12 protein-coding genes are annotated in these 19185 nt (G+C 61.6%); all 12 read left to right on the top strand.

What is annotated here, in order from left to right; translation table 11 throughout:
• Positions 1–114: 114 nt before the first annotated feature.
• The 12 genes from EC919_RS18875 to EC919_RS18820 all read left to right on the top strand — a co-directional run bounded on the left by EC919_RS18875 (position 115) and on the right by EC919_RS18820 (position 19137).
• The gene (locus tag EC919_RS18875; RefSeq protein WP_133775915.1) at positions 115–3690 is read left to right on the top strand and encodes a glycosyltransferase; all 3576 of its coding nucleotides are present in this window, start codon (positions 115–117) and stop codon (positions 3688–3690) included.
• A 1030-nt stretch (positions 3691–4720) separates the two neighbouring features.
• The gene (locus tag EC919_RS18870) at positions 4721–7615 is read left to right on the top strand and encodes a glycosyltransferase family 2 protein (RefSeq protein WP_243842291.1); all 2895 of its coding nucleotides are present in this window, start codon (positions 4721–4723) and stop codon (positions 7613–7615) included.
• Positions 7616–7640: 25 nt separating this feature from the next.
• The gene (gene pseB / locus EC919_RS18865) at positions 7641–8642 is read left to right on the top strand and encodes a UDP-N-acetylglucosamine 4,6-dehydratase (inverting) (RefSeq protein WP_133775913.1); all 1002 of its coding nucleotides are present in this window, start codon (positions 7641–7643) and stop codon (positions 8640–8642) included.
• A complete protein-coding gene (gene pseC / locus EC919_RS18860; protein WP_133775912.1) occupies positions 8639–9817 on the top strand; it encodes a UDP-4-amino-4,6-dideoxy-N-acetyl-beta-L-altrosamine transaminase in 1179 nt (392 codons plus the stop codon). Before pseB ends, pseC begins: the two co-directional genes overlap by 4 nt.
• A gap of 30 nt (positions 9818–9847) precedes the next feature.
• Positions 9848–10555 carry a pseudaminic acid cytidylyltransferase gene (pseF, locus tag EC919_RS18855; RefSeq protein ID WP_133775911.1) on the top strand — a complete coding sequence of 236 codons (708 nt, stop codon included), beginning with the start codon at positions 9848–9850 and terminating at the stop codon, positions 10553–10555.
• Positions 10552–11673, top strand: a complete 1122-nt coding sequence (gene pseG, locus EC919_RS18850) for a UDP-2,4-diacetamido-2,4,6-trideoxy-beta-L-altropyranose hydrolase (RefSeq protein ID WP_243842290.1) — start codon at positions 10552–10554, stop codon at positions 11671–11673. The genes pseF and pseG overlap by 4 nt, the downstream gene beginning before the upstream one ends.
• Before the next feature lie 70 nt (positions 11674–11743).
• Complete coding sequence (pseI, locus tag EC919_RS18845; RefSeq protein ID WP_133775910.1) at positions 11744–12796, top strand: pseudaminic acid synthase; 1053 nt, start codon at positions 11744–11746, stop codon at positions 12794–12796.
• Between the two features lie 1205 nt (positions 12797–14001).
• Positions 14002–14934, top strand: a complete 933-nt coding sequence (locus EC919_RS18840; protein WP_133775909.1) for a ketoacyl-ACP synthase III — start codon at positions 14002–14004, stop codon at positions 14932–14934.
• A gap of 94 nt (positions 14935–15028) precedes the next feature.
• Complete coding sequence (locus EC919_RS18835; protein ID WP_133775908.1) at positions 15029–16324, top strand: motility associated factor glycosyltransferase family protein; 1296 nt, start codon at positions 15029–15031, stop codon at positions 16322–16324.
• A complete protein-coding gene (locus EC919_RS18830) occupies positions 16321–16569 on the top strand; it encodes a hypothetical protein (protein WP_133775907.1) in 249 nt (82 codons plus the stop codon). Before EC919_RS18835 ends, EC919_RS18830 begins: the two co-directional genes overlap by 4 nt.
• A 170-nt stretch (positions 16570–16739) precedes the next feature.
• On the top strand, positions 16740–17987 hold the full coding sequence (locus EC919_RS18825) for a flagellin (protein ID WP_243842289.1): 1248 nt from the start codon (positions 16740–16742) through the stop codon (positions 17985–17987).
• A 298-nt stretch (positions 17988–18285) separates the two neighbouring features.
• Positions 18286–19137, top strand: coding sequence for a flagellin domain-containing protein (locus tag EC919_RS18820; protein ID WP_133775906.1), 852 nt, complete (start codon positions 18286–18288; stop codon positions 19135–19137).
• Positions 19138–19185: the final 48 nt, after the last annotated feature.

Here is a 19185-nt window from a genome sequence, read left to right as displayed (position 1 = left end):
AGCGGCGGGCGGCACCTGATCAACAGGGGTCGCCACCGTTGAGCGTCAACCGTATTGTCAGCGGTTAATGCCGATCCTTTCCCCGGGGAACGGCGCCGCTCGTGAGTCCCGCCCGTGAATTCAGTTCCCCTCGTCAGCCTCGTCATTCCCGCCTACAACCCGCGCTTTTTTCAGCGAGCCCTGCTGGATGCCTTGGCCCAGACCTATCGGCCCTTTGAAGTGGTGGTCTGCGACGATAGCCAGACCGACGAGATCCAGCGCTTCGTTGAACAGCACCTCGACTCAAGCCCGGTCAAGCTGCGTTACGTGCGCAACCCCAAGCGTCAGGGTTTCGTCGGCAACCTGCTGGTGTGTCTGCACGAAGCGCGGGGCGAATTCATCAAGTTTTTCTGCGATGACGACCGGCTGTTTCCCGCGGCCGTCGCGCGTCAGGCCAGCATTCTGGTGGAGCATGACGACGTCAGCCTGGTGCTGGCCCAGCGTTACTTCTGCGATCCCCAGGACATTCAGTTGCCGGTGCGCATCGAGAATGCCCCGCTGGCCGAGTCCAGTTCGGTGTTCTACGGGGCGGATCTGCTTTCCGTATTTGATATTTCGCCGACCAACTTTCTCGGCGGATTCAGCAGCTCATTGATGCGCCGCAGCGACGTGCAGGTGATTTTGCCGGCGCTCAGGGAAGTCGGCGAGGGCTTCACCGCGCTGGTGGATTTCGTGCTCTACGTGTGCCTGCTCAAGCGCGGCAACATGGTCATGCTCAACGACGTACTCAGCGCCGAGCGCCTGCACCCTGACCGTTTGAGCCGCCAGCAGTGGGTCAAGGACCTGATCACCGACGAGCGTCAGTGGCTGGGCAAGATGCTCAAGGCGCGGACCGGCGAAAACGCTCCCGAATATGGCTGGGTGCGCTTTGTGCCGCTGACCGAGGCGCTGGAGCAGCCCCGTGTCTGGCAAGAGCTGCCCCTCAGCCGCATGCTCGGTGATCGTCAAGCGTCATTGCCGTGGCGAGTCGGCACCGACAGCGAAAGTTTTGCCGAGCTGTACCAGCAGTGGTTGAGTTTCCGCACCCTGTTTGGCGCAGATCGCCTGCGGGTTGCCGATAACGTCGCGACCTGGCCGTTGCAGCCGAAGATGGTCGCAGTGGTGCTCGACGAGCATGCCAGCGCCGCCGGTGTGGCCCTGACCCTGGCCAGTCTTGACGCGCAGTTGTATGCCGCCGAACTGACCCTGGTGCTGTCCAGCGCCTGTGAAGCGCCCGTGCTGGATGGCCGCGTGTTCACTTTGCCGCTGCAGCCCGACTGGCTGGCGCAACTCAATGATCTGCTGCCCCAGCTCGAGCGCGGCGACTGGTGTTACCTGCTGCGGGCGGGGGATCGGCTGACCGATTGTGCGTTGCTGATCCTCGCCGAACGCGTTGCCCATTCGCCGGACGTGCTGTGCCTGTACGGCGACGAAGGCGCATTGCATGAAGGCGAATCGGCCGAGCCGGTGTTTCGCCCTGACTTCAACCTCGACCTGCTGCGCAGTTATCCCTACGTCGGCCGGGTGCTGGCGTTTCAGATCGACGCGCTGGTCAGGGTTGGCGGTTTCGATTCCGGGTACGGCGAACTCGCGCCCCACGACGCCATCTGGCGCCTGACCGAAACCCACGGCGTGGTGGTTGAGCACGTTTCGGAAATCCTCGTCGAGTCGCAGTTTTCGTTTCAGGCGTGGCTGGCGCAGGATGAGCTCATGGCGCAAAACGCCCCGGTGCTCGGCGCGCATCTGCAACGCATGGGCATCGCCCATCAGCTGCGCGAAGTGGAAGGGCAGTGGGTCAATCACATTGATTATTTGAGCGACGCGCGTCCGCTGGTGTCGATCATCATCGTCCATCAGGACCAGCTGGCGGCGTTACAGCGCTGCGTTGAGTCGCTGTTGTCGAAGACCACTTACGGTCACTTCGAAGTGCTGATTGTCGACTGCGCCAGCCAAAATCCGGAGGCCAGGTCCTGGCTGGCGGACATGCAGCAGATCGGCGGCGACACGCTGCGCGTGCTGCATTACGAAGGGCAGGGCAACGGCGCCGATGTGCGCAACTTCGCCGCCGACCATGCCCGCGGCGAGCACTTGCTGATGCTCAGTGTCTATGCGGTCATCGCTGACTCCGCGTGGCTGGGCGAGCTGGTCAATCATGGCCGGCGTGAGGAAGTGGGCGTGGTCGGCGCCAAGCTGTTTACCCCGGAAGGCCACATTCTCCAGGCCGGTCTGATTCTGGGTTACCACGGCGCGGCCGGCCCTGCGTTTTTTGGCGAGCCACTGCACGCGCCCGGTCATCTGCTGAGATTGCAGGCGGCCCAGGACCTGAGCGCGGTGGGCGGCCATTGCCTGCTGGTGCGCCGCGCCTTGTTCGAGCAGCTCGGCGGCCTGAACAGCACCGAGTTCAGCGGCAGCCTGAGCGAAGTGGATTTTTGCCTGCGCGTGCGGGAGTCCGGCCATTTGGTGGTCTGGGCACCGCGTGCCGTGCTGGCGATCGGTGCCTCGACACCGGCGGAACAGGTGCGCGATAAACAATCCCAGGTCGACGATCAACACGCCTTCTACAAACGCTGGCTGCCGATCCTCGCCCGTGACCCGGCCTACAACCCCAACCTGCGCCTGACCGGTTCGTTCTACAGCCTGGAACCGGGCCTGAAAAAAGGCTGGAACCCCTATTCATCGCGGCGTTTGCCCAATGTGCTGGCGATCCCGGTCAACAGCACGGCGGTGGGTCACTACCGCGTGTCCCAACCGTTTCTGGAGCTGGAAGCCGACGGCCGCATCGAAGGGCGGATGAGCTATGACCTGCCGTCGATCATCGACCTGGAGCGTCAGTCGCCGGACGTGATCATCGTGCAGTGCCGCTACAGTCAGAATTCCATCGATCAGGTCGCCAGCCTCAAGGCGTACTCCAACGCCCGGCGCATTTACGAGCTGGACGACTACGTGATCAGCGTGCCGAAAAAGAACGGCCATCTGCGCAGCATGCCGTCGAACATGGAAGCGATGGTGCGTCTGGGCACCAGCCTGTGTGATCGGGTGGTGGTCTCGACCGTGACGCTGGCCGATGCGCTGTCGGGAATGCACCACGACATCCGCGTTGTTCCGAACATGCTGGCTTCACAGCTCTGGACCGGCCTGCGCAGCCAGCGCCGCACCTCGAAAAAACCTCGGGTCGGTTGGGGTGGCGGGACCAGCCATGGCGGTGATCTGGAGATTATCGCCGAGGTCGTGCGCGAGCTGGCCGATCAGGTCGAGTGGGTGTTCTTCGGCATGTGCCCCGAGTCGCTGCGCCCCTATGTGCACGAGTTTCATCCGTCGGTAGGCTTGCTGGCCTATCCGGCGAAGCTGGCGGCGTTGAACCTCGACCTCGCGCTGGCACCGCTTGAGCACCACATCTTCAACGACTGCAAAAGCAACCTGCGCCTGTTGGAATACGGGGCCTGCGGCTATCCGGTGATCTGCACCGACACCCGGGCTTACGACGGTTACCTGCCGTGCACCCGCGTGATGACCAACAGCACCGCCGAGTGGCTGGAAGCGATCCGCATGCACCTGGCCGACCCGGACGCCAGCTACCGCATGGGCGACGAGCTGAAAGAAGTGGTCATGCGCGACTACGTCCTGCGCGGCGACAACCTTCAGCACTGGGTCAACGGCTGGCTGGCAGAATAAACGCGGTGCGACGCCCGGCGCCTTCCCGGCTAAAGCCGGTCCCACTGAACCCGCGCTCACCCCAATCCCACTGACTGCACACGCTGCTTTAGTGGGACCGGCTTTAGCCGGGAATAGGCCAGCATGTGCACCCTCAATCCTGCGGTGTGACGAATGACCGGTGGGAGCGTGCATTTGCGTTGATTGGCGCTGGCATGATCTCACTGGACGGATGCATCTCTCTGTAGGAGCCGGCTTGCTGGCGAACGCGGTTGATCGGTCACTGCCGCTTCGGCTGGTCCCACGCATTCGCCAGCAAGCCGGCTTCTACAGACCTCATACCCGCCGCCCATTCTCCGTGTCTGCTTCCCGGCTAAAGCCGGTCCTACATCCGCGTTCACCCAAACTGGCTGCACACGCTGCTTTCGTGGGACCGGCTTTAGCCGGGATGGGGCGAGTGCGTGCGACGCAAGAATTCATGATGCGGCGCTAATCGGTGTAGGAGCGCGCTTGCCCGCGAAGAGGCCATTACATCCGACGCATATTGATCGTCTTTGCCTACGCCTTCGCGGGCAAGCGCGCTCCTACATTGGGTTTGCAGCGTCTCACTACTCACGGTTGTCTGCACGATCCGTCGGAGCCGGCTTGCTGGCGAACGCGGTTGATCAGTCACTGCCGCGCTGTCTGGTCCAACGCATTCGCCAGCAAGCCGGCTCCTACAGACCTCATACCCGCCGCCCATTCTCCGTGTCTGCTTCCCGGCTAAAGCCGGTGCTACATCCGCATTCACCCAATATCACTGCTGCACACGCTGCTTTAGTGGGACCGGCTTCAGCCGGGAAGGGGCCCGCATCTGCACCCTCGATTTTATGGTGTGACGAATAACGCGGACTCGGCCAAAGCCAGCCCTACCCATGGCGCGCTGTCCCGCCATCCAGAGTTGGCGTGCTTCCTGCTTCGTCTCCCCGATATCGCCATTGATCATCTTTTTGACGCTTGGCCGCATCACAGGGAAAACGTAATGCACTGTCCTCCATCTTCGGGAAACACCATGCCGCTCGATGCCCAATTGACTCTTGTGGTCCTCACCCATGATCGGCCCGCCCTGCTGCGCCGGACATTGCAGTACTACAGTTCGTCTTCGGCCCATGTGCTGGTGCTGGATGCTTCTTTGCAGTCAGCCGCCGACATCGCCGCGCTGTTCCCGCAGGTGGATTACCGCCACGTGCCGCAGTTCGCCGAGACCGGGGTCCAGAGCAGGATCGCCCATGGCGTGACCCAGGTGACCACGCCGTTCATGGCGTTTGTGGGCGACGAAGATTTTCTGATGCATGACGCGTTGGCCCGGTCGGTGGAGTTCCTTGCCGCCAACCCGGACTACGGCCTGTGCCACGGGTATTGCCTGATGTACCAGGCCCACGGCGACAAAGTCGAATACTTGCGCCGCGACAAAAAGGGCCAGGAAGATTTCGCCGCCGACAACAGCGGCGAGCGCGTCCTGAGCTTCATGGACCACTATATTCCGCCGTTCTACGCCGTCACCCGCACGGCGTTGCTGCAACAGTGGTTTGGCGCACTGCCCCAAGGCATCAGCGGCGAACTGCAAGAGTTCGGTCACGCGTATTTCCTGCTCTCGGCCGCCAAGGCGCGGACCTTGCCGATTCCTTACGTGGTCCGCGAACTCCACCACCGGCTCTCCGACCGCCCGACCCATATGCTGAAAAAGCTGAGTGACAGCGATCCGTCAGCCGTGCTCGAACGCCATGAATTCGCCGGTTTTCTGGCAGATCTGACCACGGTCGCCGGCGAGCTGAATGCAGACGCCGGCATCGAGCACGTCAAAAAAGCCTACGCCGCCCTGCAGGCCTGCCTTGAGGATCAGCGCTCCCTGGGTTTGACCAGCATCGTGGTGTCGCGCTGGAACGACGTGTTCAAACCGGCGGACCGCCAGTTCGGTCCTCGTCAGTTCGTTGAAATGCCGTTTTACAACCAGGCCTTTTTCGACGTGCTGACCGAGATCGAGTTTCTGATCCACGCCCTGCCAGCCGGCAAACTGCAGATGGAACAGCTCGAAGGCACTTGGGTTCAGCAAGAACTGCTGCTGCGCACCCACGGCAACGACAATCCCGAAACCATCGCCAACCGGATGTGGGAAGCGATGGCCCTGAACATCTTCAACCCGCACATCGTCGAGCCGCTCGCCGGCCTCATGGCGCGCCAGGGTGACCCTGAAGAAGCGCTGGAAATGTCGCGCTGGTTGCAGCGCCTGAATTCAGTCCACCGCGAAGACCATCGCGTGACCCTGGCCAACATGCCGTCGGGCCAGTTGTTGAAGTGGCTGGACGCACGCCAGCCAAGCCCCGGTGACGCACAGGCCATCCTCAGCCGCATCGACAGCCTGGGCAGCGGGCCGCAGTTCGGCATTCTGTTGCTGGACCTCGACGATGACATGAACAAACTGCAGGTCACCCTGGACAGCCTGGTGGAAGGCCACTGCAAGACCTTCAAGGTCGTGGTGTTCACCAGCGGCGAGCCACCGGCGGCGACCAGTGCGCAAAACACCCTGCACTTCGTCAAGGTCAGCAAGAGCAACTGGGTCGATAAGGTCAATCAGATCGCCCGCCAATCGACCTGCAACTGGCTGATGCTGGCCGAAGCCGGTGATGCCTTCACATCGGGCGGCCTGTTACGCGCCTCGCTGGAACTGCAGGCCGCGCCTGACTGCCGCGCGGTGTTCGCCGATGAAGTCCAACGCGAGGCCAGCGGTGCGCTGGTCCATGTCATGCGCCCTGGCTTCAACCTCGACCTGCTGCTGAGCAACCCGACGCTGATGTCCCGTCACTGGCTGGTCCGCCGCGATGTGCTGGTCGAGGCCGGCGGTTACTCCGCCGACTTCGCCCAGGCCGCCGAATTCGAACTGCTGCTGCGCATCATCGAGCAGGGCGGCATGGGCTGGCTGGCGCATCTGGACGAACCGCTGCTGGTCACCGACGCGCAACCGCTGGAAGAAAACCCTCAGCAACGTCTGGCCCTGACCCGGCACCTGAACAATCGCGGTTTCAAGGCCCAGATCAGTCCGGCGGCACCCGGCACCTGGCGCATCGACTACCGCCATATTCAGCGCCCGCTGGTGTCGATCCTCGTCCATGGCGTTGACGACCTGCCGGTGCTGCAGCGTTGCCTGGCCAGTGTCCTGCTGCGCACGCGCTACGCGAATTACGAAGTGCTGATCGCGGACGACCACAGCGTGTCGGCAGAGCTCAGCGAATGGCTGGGTCGCCAGCACAAAGGTCGCGTGCGCGTGATTGCCATGGATCAACCGTTAAGTCGGTCCGCGCTGATCAACGCGCTGCGCGAGCAGGCTACTGGCGAATACCTGGCGCTGCTCTCGGCCCACGGCGAAGTCATCAGCCCGAACTGGATCGACGCCTTGCTCAATCAGGCGATGCGCCCGGAAGTCGGCGTGGTCGGCGCCAAGCTGATTGAACGCAACGGCACGGTCAGTCAGGCGGGTTTGATTCTCGGCATGAACGGCGGCGTGGGTTCAGCCTTCATCGGCGAAGCGAAAGACGCGGCCGGCTACATGAGCCGTTTGCTGCTCGACCAGAATTATTCGGCGGTGTCCGACGCCTGCCTGATGGTCCGCTCGGCGCTGTTCGACGACGTTGGCGGCCTGGATCAAGGGCATTTCGCCGACGCCTTCGCCGATGTGGACCTGTGCCTGAAGGTGGCCGAGGCCGGGTACCTGACGGTGTGGACGCCTCACGTGCAGTTCGTGCATTCGGGCGCATTGCCCGACGCGCCCCAGACGCTGGCGGCGCTGCAGGACAAATGGTCAGGGGCGTTTGCCCAGGACCTGGCGTACAACAAGAATCTGCAACTGACCGGCAAGGGCTTCACCCTCGCTCAGGCCGACGGTGCCAGTTGGGCCGAGCTGCTCGCTTAAGGCCTTCGGGTTAAAGGACTACGTCATGTTCAACGGCAAATCAGTGTTCATCTCTGGCGCGACCGGCTCGTTCGGTCGCATGTTCATCCGCTCGCTGCTGGCGCGTTATCAGCCCCGGCGCGTGGTGGTGTTCTCTCGCGATGAACTCAAGCAGTACGAAATGCAGCAGGAATTCAACGCCCCCTGCATGCGCTATTTCCTCGGCGACGTGCGCGATGCCGACCGCTTGCAGCAGGGCATGCGCGGTATCGACTACGTGGTCCACGCGGCGGCGCTCAAGCATGTGCCGGCGGCGGAATACAACCCGACCGAGTTCATCCGCACCAACGTCAATGGCGCGGAAAACATCATCTCGGCGGCCATCGCCAACGGCGTGAAGAAAGTCGTCGCCCTGTCCACCGACAAGGCCGCCAGCCCGATCAACCTGTACGGCGCCACCAAGCTGCTGTCGGACAAACTGTTCGTCGCCGCCAACAACATCGGTGGCGAAGAGCAGACGCGGTTTTCCGTGGTGCGCTACGGCAACGTCGCCGGCTCCCGGGGGTCGATCGTGCCGTTCTTCAACAAGCTGCTGGCCGGTGGCGCGGCTGAGTTGCCGATCACCGATCCGCGCATGACGCGGTTCTGGATCACCCTCGACCACGGCGTGGATTTCGTCATGCAGAGTTTCGAGCGCATGCACGGCGGCGAAGTGTTCGTGCCGAAGATTCCGTCGGTGCGCATCGTCGATCTGGCCCAGGCCATGGCCCCCGACCTGCCGCACAAGATCGTCGGCATCCGTCCCGGGGAAAAACTGCACGAGTTGATGGTGCCCCAGGACGACGCGCGCATGACCCTGGAATTCGACGATCACTACACCATCGTGCCGTCGATCCGCTTCAACAACGTCGATACCGACTTCGCTGTTGACGCAACGGGCGCGCAGGGCAAGGCGGTTCACGACGAGTTCGAATACCGTTCCGACACCAACCCGGACTTCCTGTCGATCCGCCAGATCGGCGAGCTGCACGCTGACGTACAGCCATGATTCCGTACGGCAGGCAGAGCGTTGATCAGGCCGATATCGACGCCGTCGTCGAGGTGCTCAAGTCCGACTGGCTGACCCAGGGCCCGACCCTCGAGCGCTTCGAATCCGCCATGGCCGCGCGCTGTGAAGCAGGCTTTGCGGTGGCGGTGTGCAACGCCACGGCGGCGCTGCACGTTGCCTGTCTGGCGGCCGGACTGGGGCAGTGCGACTGGCTGTGGACCAGCCCGAATACGTTTCTCGCGTCGGCCAACTGCGGGCGCTATTGCGGCGCCGATGTGGATTTTGTCGACATCGATCCGCTGACTTGGAACCTCGACACCAACGCCCTGGCGCGCAAGCTTGAAGCCGCCGAATCAACCGGCAGGCTGCCCAAGGTGCTGGTCGCGGTGGCGTTTTCCGGCCAGAGCTGCGACATGCGCGCTATCAGCGAATTGGCTCGACGTTACGGCTTTGTCGTCATCGAAGACGCCTCCCACGCGGTCGGTGCCCACTACGCAGGGCGGCCAGTAGGCTGTGGCGAATACGCCGACATGACGGTGTTCAGCTTTCATCCGGTAAAGATCGTGACCACCGGCGAAGGCGGCATGGTGCTGACCAATCGCCCTGAGCTGGCCGAACATTTGCGCCGCCTGCGCAGCCACGGCATGACCCGTGATCCGGCGCAGATGGACGAGCCGAGCCACGGTCCCTGGTATTACCAGCAAGTTGAACTGGGCTTCAATTACCGCATGACCGACATGCAGGCGGCGCTGGGGCTTTCGCAGATGAACAAGCTGGACGGCTTTCTTGAGCGGCGGCGGGAGCTGGTGGCGCGTTATCAGACGCTGCTGGCCGACCTGCCGCTGACCTTGCCGACTACTCAGGCCGAGGCCGAGTCGGCCTGGCACCTGTATGTCGTGCGCGTGCAGACCGACCTGCTTGCGGTGAGCCATCTTCAGGTGTTCGAAGGGCTGCGCGCGGCGGGCATCGGCGTGAACGTGCATTACATCCCGGTTCATCTGCAGCCCTATTACCGCGACCTGGGCTTCAAACCGGGTGACTTCCCCGAGGCCGAAGCCTATTACGCCCAGGCCATCAGCCTGCCGCTGTACCCGGCGATGACCGACGCGCAGCAGGATTACGTCGTCGATCAGCTTCGCCGTTTGCTCGGCGAAACGCGCCCGGCGGCCACTTGATGCGAACGAACCCATGACAGACCCAAAGGCATGAGCGCCGTCGCCATCATCCCCGCACGGGGTGGCAGCCAGCGCATCCCGCGCAAGAACATCAAGCTGTTCAACGGCGAGCCGATGATCGCGTATTCCATTCGCGCCGCGCTGGCGAGCGGGGTGTTCGATCAGGTTGTCGTCAGTACCGACGATGAAGAGATCGCCGACGTCGCCCGCAGCTATGGCGCTGACGTGCCGTTCATGCGCCCGGCGGACCTGGCCGATGCTTTCACCGGAACGGCGGCGGTGATTCAGCATGCGCTTTGTAACCTGGACGCCCTTGATCAGCGCTTCGATTACGCCTGCTGCATTTACGCCACCGCGCCGTTGTTGCAGCCGCGTTATCTGCGTCAGGGCCTGGAAGCGCTCGACGCGGCGCCGGAAAAATCCTATGGGTTTTCGGTGTGCAGCTTTGGTTTCCCGGTGCAGCGTGCACTGTTGATCAACCGCGACGGCAGCCTGAGCGCGATGCACCCGGAGTTTCGCAGCGTGCGTTCCCAGGACCTGCCCGTCGCCTATCAGGACGCCGGCCAGTTCTACTGGGGCCGCAGCGAGGCCTGGCGGCGCGGCGACACGGTGTTTTCCGAACTGAGCCTGCCGGTGATCCTGCCCCGGCATCTGGTGCAGGACATCGACAGCCCGGAAGACTGGCTGCGCGCGGAATACCTGTACGCCGCCCTCAAGGCCGGCGGGGAACTGCAATGATGCGCGCGCTGATCCGCGCCGACGCCTCGGTGACCATCGGCAGCGGCCACATCGCCCGCTGCCTGACCCTGGCCAATACGCTGCGCAACGACGGCGCCGATGTGCGCTTTGCCTGCCGCGAATTGCCGGGGCATTTGCTGCAGCGGCTGGCGGATCAGGGCTATGTCACCTATGCGCTGCCCGCACGCTATAACGCTGAAGAAGATCAGGACATCGAAGCCGCATTGCCCTGGCAGGCGGACCTGTCTGCCTTGGCCGAAGAGCTTGAGGATGAGCCACAGTTTGACTGGCTGATCGTTGATCATTACGGGCTGGATGCGCGCTGGGAAAAGGCGGCGCGCGGTCTCGCCGATCGGGTCATGGCGATCGACGATCTGGCCAACCGGCCCCATTCGGTCGAAGTGTTGCTCGACCAGAATTACAGCGCCCAGGTGCTGGATCAGGCCTACGCCTCTTGGGTCGGGCCTGAGTGCCAGACCTTTCTGGGGCCGCGCTTTGCCTTACTGCGTGACGAGTTTCAGTGCGAAGCCATCGCGATCAAGCCGCGGGTCGAGCGAGTGCTGGTCAACTTCGGCGGCTTCGATGCGGCCGGGCAGGTGTACGCCACGATGCTGGCGCTTCAGCCCTTCGAGGATCTCCAGGTGGATTTCGTCGCCGGTCTGCATAACCCGAATTGGCAGGCGATGAGCGAGCTGGCGGCCTCCCGACCTGAATGGCGGTTACACACGCTGACGGGGGATTTTTTTGCGCTGATGCAGGCGGCCGATCTGTTTATCGGCGCTGGCGGCGGCACCACCTGGGAGCGCGCGGCGTTGGGGTTGCCGACGATCTGTATTTCGGTGGCGAACAATCAGCAGCTCAATGCGCAATTGCTGGCCGGAGCGGGGGTGCATCTGTATCTCGGGCCCCATGTGCAGCTTGAGGCCGGGCGTTTGCGTGATGCGATCGGGCAGCTTTGCGGTGATGCGGTTTTACGCCGGTCGTTTGCCGAACAATCGAGGTTGTTGGTGGATGGCCGAGGTGCCCGGCGTATCGCTGATGTCTTGGCGGCACCGATTAACGCAGACAGCCCCGACACAGTCAGTCTCGACACAGTCGCAACGGGGCAGGGCGTATGAGCCGCTGCCCGTTCCTATTTTTATCGTTTGGCCTTGTGCCGACCGACGTCAATGCAGCGAGTGAGCAACGATGAATTCTTTCAAGATCGGTTCGCGAACCATCGGCCCCGACGCGCCGCCGTTCATCATTGCCGAGATGAGCGGCAACCATAATCAGTCGCTGGATCAGGCGTTGCGCATCGTTGAGGCGGCGGCCAAGGCGGGCGCCCATGCCCTCAAGCTACAGACCTACACCGCCGACACCATGACCCTGGACATCGCCGAGGGCGAGTTCTTCATCAAAGACCCCAACAGCTTGTGGGCGGGCACCTCGCTGTATGCGCTGTATGAACAGGCGCATACGCCGTGGGAGTGGCACGCGCCGATCTTCGCCCGGGCCAAAGAACTGGGGTTGCTGGCGTTTTCCACGCCCTTCGACGAGACCGCCGTGGACTTTCTCGAAAGCCTCGACGTGCCGGCCTACAAGATCGCCAGCTTTGAAAACACCGACATCCCGCTGATTCGCAAAGTGGCGACCACCGGCAAACCGATGATCATTTCCACCGGCATGGCCAGCATCGCCGAGCTGGACGAAAGCGTACGCGCGGCGCGGGCCGCCGGCTGCAAGGATCTGGTGCTGCTGAAATGCACCAGCACCTACCCGGCAACACCGGCCAACAGCCACGTGCGCACGATTCCACATATGGCCGGGTTGTTTGGCTGTCAGGTGGGCTTGTCCGATCACACCATGGGCGTCGGCGTGTCGGTGGCGGCGGTGGCCATGGGTGCGACAGTCATCGAGAAACACTTCACCCTGGACCGCGCCGATGGCGGGGTCGACGCCAGTTTTTCCCTGGAACCGGCAGAAATGGCCAGCCTGGTCATCGAAACCGAGCGGGCCTGGCAAGGCATGGGCCACGTCCAATACGGCGCCACCGAAGCCGAACAGAAATCGCTGCAATACCGCCGCTCGTTGTACGTGGTGCGAGATATCGCCGAGGGCGAAGCTTTCAGCGCAGACAATATCCGCGCCATCCGCCCCGGCCTCGGCCTGGCGCCGAAACACATCGATGCCGTGCTCGGGCGCACAGCCCGGCACACGCTGAAACGCGGTTCAGCGTTGAGTTGGGATGTAGTCGGTTAGGCAGATTCGACCACGTCGCCCACCAATCCCCTGTAGGAGCGCGCTTGCCCGCGAAGAGGCCGTTACATCCGCTGCATCTCCAGCGACTGGAATACCGTCTTCGCGGGCAAGCGCGCTCCTACAGGATCTTCGTCGCATCCAGCTGCCATGGCTGACGTTCAGTCCGTAGGAGCCGGCTTGCTGGCGAAGACGCCGGTACATCCGCTGCATCTCCAGCGACTGGAGTACCGTTTTCGCGGGCAAGCGCGCTCCTGCAGGATCTTCGTCGCATCTAGCTGCCATGGCTGACGTTCAGTCCGTAGGAGCCGGCTTGCTGGCGAAGACGGCGGTACATCCGCTGCATCTCCAGCGACTGGAGTACCGTTTTCGCGGGCAAGCGCGCTCCTGCAGGATCTTCGTCGCATCCAGCTGCCATGGCTGGCGTGGAATCCGTAGGAGCCGGCTTGCTGGCGAAGAAGCCGGTACATCCGCTGCATCTCCAGCGACTGGAATACCGTCTTCGCGGGCAAGCGCGCTCCTGCAGGATCTTCGTCGAACCTTGCTGCCATGGCTGGCGTGGAGTCCGTAGGCGCCGGCTTGCTGGCGAAGAAGCCGGTACATCCGCTGCATCTCAAGCGACTGGAATACCGTCTTCGCGGGCAAGCGCGCTCCTACAGGATGTTCGTCGCATCCAGCTGCCATGGCTGACGTTCAGTCCGTAGGAGCCGGCTTGCTGGCGAAGGCGTCTGGGCAGTCACCTTGGCGGTGGATGATAGAACGGGTTCGCCAGCAAGCCGGCTCCTACAAATGTGACGCGTCGCTCCCCGGATTTGCGCCTGACACCGAATCGATGTAATTGGCACTACCCTCCCGGACGACTGGCATACACACCTTGCAGGAGCGCGCTTGCCCGCGAAGAAGCCCGTTACCCGCCACAATCCCGTGACATCTTCATGTCAATTACCTGTCTGAGCAGCGATCTGATATTGCACAGCACCCGTCGGTCAGCTAAAAGCTTGTAAAACTTTTGGTGACCTGTGGGTCATAACGGGCATCTTCACTGTATCGTGTTGGCGGGCCGTGACGTCGTCGGGCTGATGCCAGAGCGATTCTGGTGTCGCTTTGGCGTGTACGCCGCCTTTTTTTCAGGCCGCAAGCCCCGGATTTTCAACGCCCCGCCTAACCGCGCCGGGTGATGTTCAGCAGTTTTTTATTGGGAAGCCATGATGATTGGCATCAAGAGCATAGCGAGTTATGTGCCCACAGCCGGCGTCGACAATTACGCCCAGGGTGCCAAATTCGGAAAGGATGAAGACTTCATCCTTGGCAAGATCGGTTCTGCTTTTCTGCCGCGCAAAGACGACAGCCAGGAAACCTCGGACCTGTGCGTCGAAGCAGTCAACCAGCTGTTCGCCAACAACCCCGGGCTGTCACGGGATGCCATCGACGCACTGATCGTCGTCACCCAGAACGGCGACGAGGAAGGCCTGCCGCACACGGCCGCCATCGTCCAACACAAACTCGGCCTGCCGACACACATCGCCGCGTTCGACATTTCCCTCGGCTGCTCGGGTTACGTCTACGGCATCTATGCGCTGAAAGGCTTCATGGAAGCGACCGGTTTGAAAAACGGCCTGCTGGTCACCGCCGACCCGTATTCGAAGATCGTCGATCCGGAAGACCGCAACACCACCATGCTCTTCGGCGACGCCGCCACGGCGACCTGGATGAGTGACGACGCGCCATGGCAGCTGGGCAAATCCAAATTCGGCACCGACGGCTCGGGCGCAGAGTTCCTCAAGACCACCGACGGCGCGTTCTACATGAACGGGCGTCAGGTCTTCAACTTCGCGCTGGTCAAAGTGCCTGCGCACCTCAACGAATTGCTCGAAGAGTCCGGCCTGCAATCCTCCGACGTCGATGCGTTCTGCATCCACCAGGGCAGCGCGGCCATCGTCGATGCGGTCGCTCGCCGGTTCGAAGACGGCAAGTCGCCGGAGAAATTCGTCAAGGACATGCTCGAGACCGGCAACACCGTGTCTTCCAGCATCCCGCTGCTGCTGGAAAAACACGTCATGAACGCCACGTGGAAACGCATCGCGGTCAGTGGTTTCGGCGTGGGCTTGTCGTGGGGCTCGGCGATCCTTTATCGTCCCTGACAACGAGTCACCACCCAGCCTGCACAACGGCGACGCTGATTTCTCAGGTCGCCGTTGTGCTTTCTGCACTTCTCAGGGAACAAGGACTGTCGTCATGAGCGAGTCTTTCCAGCGCAACCTCGCCGTGATCGAACAGCGCTGGCCCGACGTAGCCCAGCGATTGCGGGCTGAAAACATCGAATCCATTCCTGCGCAGCTGATCGAAGGCCGACAAACGACCCTCAGCATCGGCGGCATCCAGCTCACCAGCCGCCATGATCGCCTCGCCGAAGCGCAAACCCAGGCACAAAGCCTCCCCGCCAATATCCCCGTCGTGCACCTTTACGGTACCGCCCTCGGCGATCTGCAGCGGGTAATGCTGGCCGACGCTTCCCTGCAGACGCTGCACGTCCACATCCTCAATGGCGCGCTGTTCGCCCTGGTGCTGCAACTGCTGGAGCACGACGACTGGCTGTCCGACCCGCGGGTGCACCTCGCGTACGCCGATGCCCAGAGCGAAATTTATCTGCCCTTCTTCGCGCTGCCCGCCGAGCTGGTGCTGGCCGACGACAGCAGCGCACGGATCCGCGATCGGCTGGTCAGCGAAGTGCATGTCGAGTTCAACAATCAGGCCTTCGCCGGCGATACCCCCGACAACGCGCGCCTGCTGGAGCAGGGCAGAGCGCTGCTGCAACGGGACACTGATGTCGCCGCGTTGTTCGGCACTCAATCCGGGTGCGAGGTGTTCGTCATCGCCACGGGGCCGAGTCTGCAACAGCATTTGCCACGCCTGTTGAGCACGTCTAACAGCGCCAATCGGCCGCTAATCATTTGTGTCGACACCGCCTACGTGCCGCTGCGCAATCAGGGCATCAGGCCGGACGTGGTGGTGAGCATCGACCACCGCATCACCCCGCGGCATCTACCCGCCGAGGATTCGGCGCACATCGCGCTGGTCTATGTGCCGGGCCAGGACGCCGAGATGCTGCAAAGCTGGCAAGGCCCGCGCTACGTCGGCTATTCCAGCAGCCCGCTGTATGCCCGGCTGCGCGAGCAGATTCCCAAGGCCACCCTGCACGTAGGCGGCAGCGTCATTCATCCGGCCGTGGATCTTGCCGTCAAAATGGGCGCCGCGCGAATCACCCTGTTCGGCGCCGACTTCGCCTTCCCCGGCGGCAAGACCCACACTGGCTGGCAGGACGGCGACCTGGGCCCTGCGCTGGGGATCGCCAAACACTGGGTCCGCGACGGTCGCGGCAACAAGGTCAAGACCCAGCTGAATTTCCGCAGTTACCTCATCGAACTCGAACGCTTCATCGCCCGCCACCCGCAGGTCACGTTCCTCAACACCAGCCGCGACGGTGCCTTGATCACCGGCGCCGACTTCGACCCGGACTGGACCGCGCCATGACCCTGCCTCAGCACGTTGTAGAAGAAGCCCGCAACTGCGCGAAGCTGTTCCGCCTGGGCCGGGATATTGAAGGGGCCTTGAAAATGGTCGACCTGATTGATCGGTCGCTGCCGTTGATGGACGGGGCTACTCCCGAAAGACAGGCTGAATGGGGGAGGATGCTGAGTGCGATTCTGGCGTGTCAGGAGCGGCAGGATTGGTTGGGGGTGGCGGATTGGCTTGAAGTCGAGTTTCTTAAAGTCTGACACTTTCCCATCGTCGGGAGGTTAAAGAAAACTCCTACATTAGTTTCGGTTTAATCTGAATTAAGCGGCCCGCAGAGGCCGTTTTTTTATGTTTTTTTAATATTCAGTCTGCTTAATGACTTAGCAATTTTATTCCCCTTCAACTGTCGTGATGGCTCGGCCTTTGCGCCATGTTTGTCGTTAAAGCCAATGTGCAGATCGTCGATAGCTGGACTGTAGGTTCTCCGGGAGAAATGGACTTCCCCGAAGTTAGAGAACCCTCCGTTTCTATCAACGAGGAATTCAAAATGGCTTTAACCGTAAATACCAATATTGCGTCGCTGTCTGTTCAGCGGAACTTGAACCGGTCTTCCGATTCGCTGAGTACCGCCATGACACGTTTGTCTTCCGGGCTGCGGATCAATACCGCCAAGGACGATGCCGCTGGGTTGCAACTTGCCACTCGACTCACCACCCAGATTCGTGGCATGACAGTCGCCACCCGTAATGCCGGGGCGGCTATATCCATTATTCAAACGGCTGAAGGCGCGCTGGATCAGTCCTTGAATAACTTGCAGCGGATGCGCGACCTCGCGGTGCAAGCTGCCAACGGTGATAAAGGGCCGAAAGAAAGAGATGCCCTGAATGCCGAGTTTCTTAAACTGACAGCCGAAGTGTCCAGGACTGCCAAAGGTACAACGTTCGGCGCTGAGTTAAATTTGCTGGATGGTAGTGCGGGGGAGCTCAGCTTCCAGATTGGCGCCAATGTGGGCGCTACCGAGAAGATTAGCCTTACTCTCAGTGATGATTTTTCATCCGAATCAATCTTTGTTGCGACTGAAGATCGGGCGGCTGTTGCTGCAACTGCCACACACTCGGGGTCGGCGGCGATTGTCAAAGGTGCTTACACGCCGCTATCAATCGACGGCAGCGGGTCGAGAAACATAGTCAATACCGTCACGCCCCAGATGGCGACTGACATTGAGACGGCGAAGACCGGGCTCATTGCAGCCGAGGCCACGTTTGCCGGCATCCAGACGCCGACACAAGCCGATGTCGACACCCTCAACCTTGCCAAAAAGGCAGTGACTGACGCTGAGAAAATCCTTGGTGATGCGAAATCAGCAGATGAAGCTCTCAACAAACCCGCTCGCACCGAAAACATCGAATACACCATCAAGGCCATTGACGCCGCGATCGGCAAGATCAATTCCGCGCGCGCCGATCTGGGCGCCAATCAGAACCGCATGATGAGCGCCATTGAAAACCTCCAGAACATGACCAAGAACGCCACCGCGTCCCGAGGCCAGATCGAAGATGTCGACTTCGCTGCTGAAACCGCGGAGATGACCAAACAACAAACCCTGCAACAAGCCTCCACGGCAGTCCTGGCCCAAGCCAACCAACTACCGGCAGCCGTCCTGAAGCTCCTCCAATAACCAACGGCCTCTATAGATAAGGCCCACCAAAACCCGGGCGCGCCGCAGGGGGCGCCCGGGTTTTTGAGAACTGGTTAACAAATCGCCGGGTCAGGTTAAAGCTTCCAGGGGTTGCGCCGAAACGTTGTGTATCCCCGGACAACAAACTGCGGGGGTGGCGCTCTGGTGGCAAATAAATTTGAAAAAGCCCTCAAGCTCCTGGCAACCGCGACGATAAACATTACGTAGGTTCTCTAGGCCACACCCGGCGCTTGCCAGGGCCGGATAGCCGCAGCAAACAACTCACGAGGAATTCATCATGGCTTTAGGCGTAAACACCAACGTAGCTTCCCTGGCTGTTCAGAAGAACCTGTCCAAAGCTTCCGATGCACTGTCGACTTCGATGACTCGTCTGTCTTCCGGTCTGAAAATCAACAGCGCTAAAGACGACGCAGCCGGCCTGCAGATCGCAACTCGCGAAACTTCGCAAATCCGCGGCCAGACTGTTGCCATCAAGAACGCCAACGACGGTATCTCGATCGCTCAGACCGCTGAAGGCGCTCTGCAAGAATCGACCAACATTCTGCAGCGTATGCGTGAACTGGCTGTTCAGTCCCGAAACGACACGAACGGTACTGCTGACCGTACCTCGCTGAACGCCGAATACGGCCAGATGTCTGACGAACTGACCCGTATCGCTGATTCGACCAACCTGAACGGCAAGAACCTGCTGGACGGCTCGGCTAGCACCGTGACTCTGCAAGTCGGTTCCAACACCGGTACTTCGAACCACATCGACCTGGTCCTGACCGGCAGCTTCACTGCTTCGGCTCTGGGCGTTTCGAGCGGTACAAGTTCGATCAGCGGCGGCGACAACACCACTGCCCACACCAACGTTGACGCCGCTATCTCGGCAATCGACGCTGCACTGGCACAGATCAACAGCACCCGTTCGAGCCTGGGTGCTTCGCAGAACCGTCTGACCAGCACCATCTCCAACCTGCAAAACGTTAACGAAAACGCCACTGCTGCACTGGGCCGTATTCAAGACACCGACTTCGCTGCTGAAACCGCTAACCTGACCAAACAACAGACTCTGCAACAAGCTTCCACCTCTGTTCTGGCCCAGGCTAACCAGCTGCCATCCGCTGTTCTGAAACTGCTTCAGTAATAACGGCTAGAGTTTTGGCGGGGGAGTATGCTTGCGTGCTCTCCCGCT

It is taken from the genome of Pseudomonas graminis (assembly GCF_004364335.1).
GTDB lineage: Bacteria > Pseudomonadota > Gammaproteobacteria > Pseudomonadales > Pseudomonadaceae > Aquipseudomonas > Aquipseudomonas graminis_D.
This window is presented reverse-complemented; position numbering and strand designations above follow the sequence as displayed.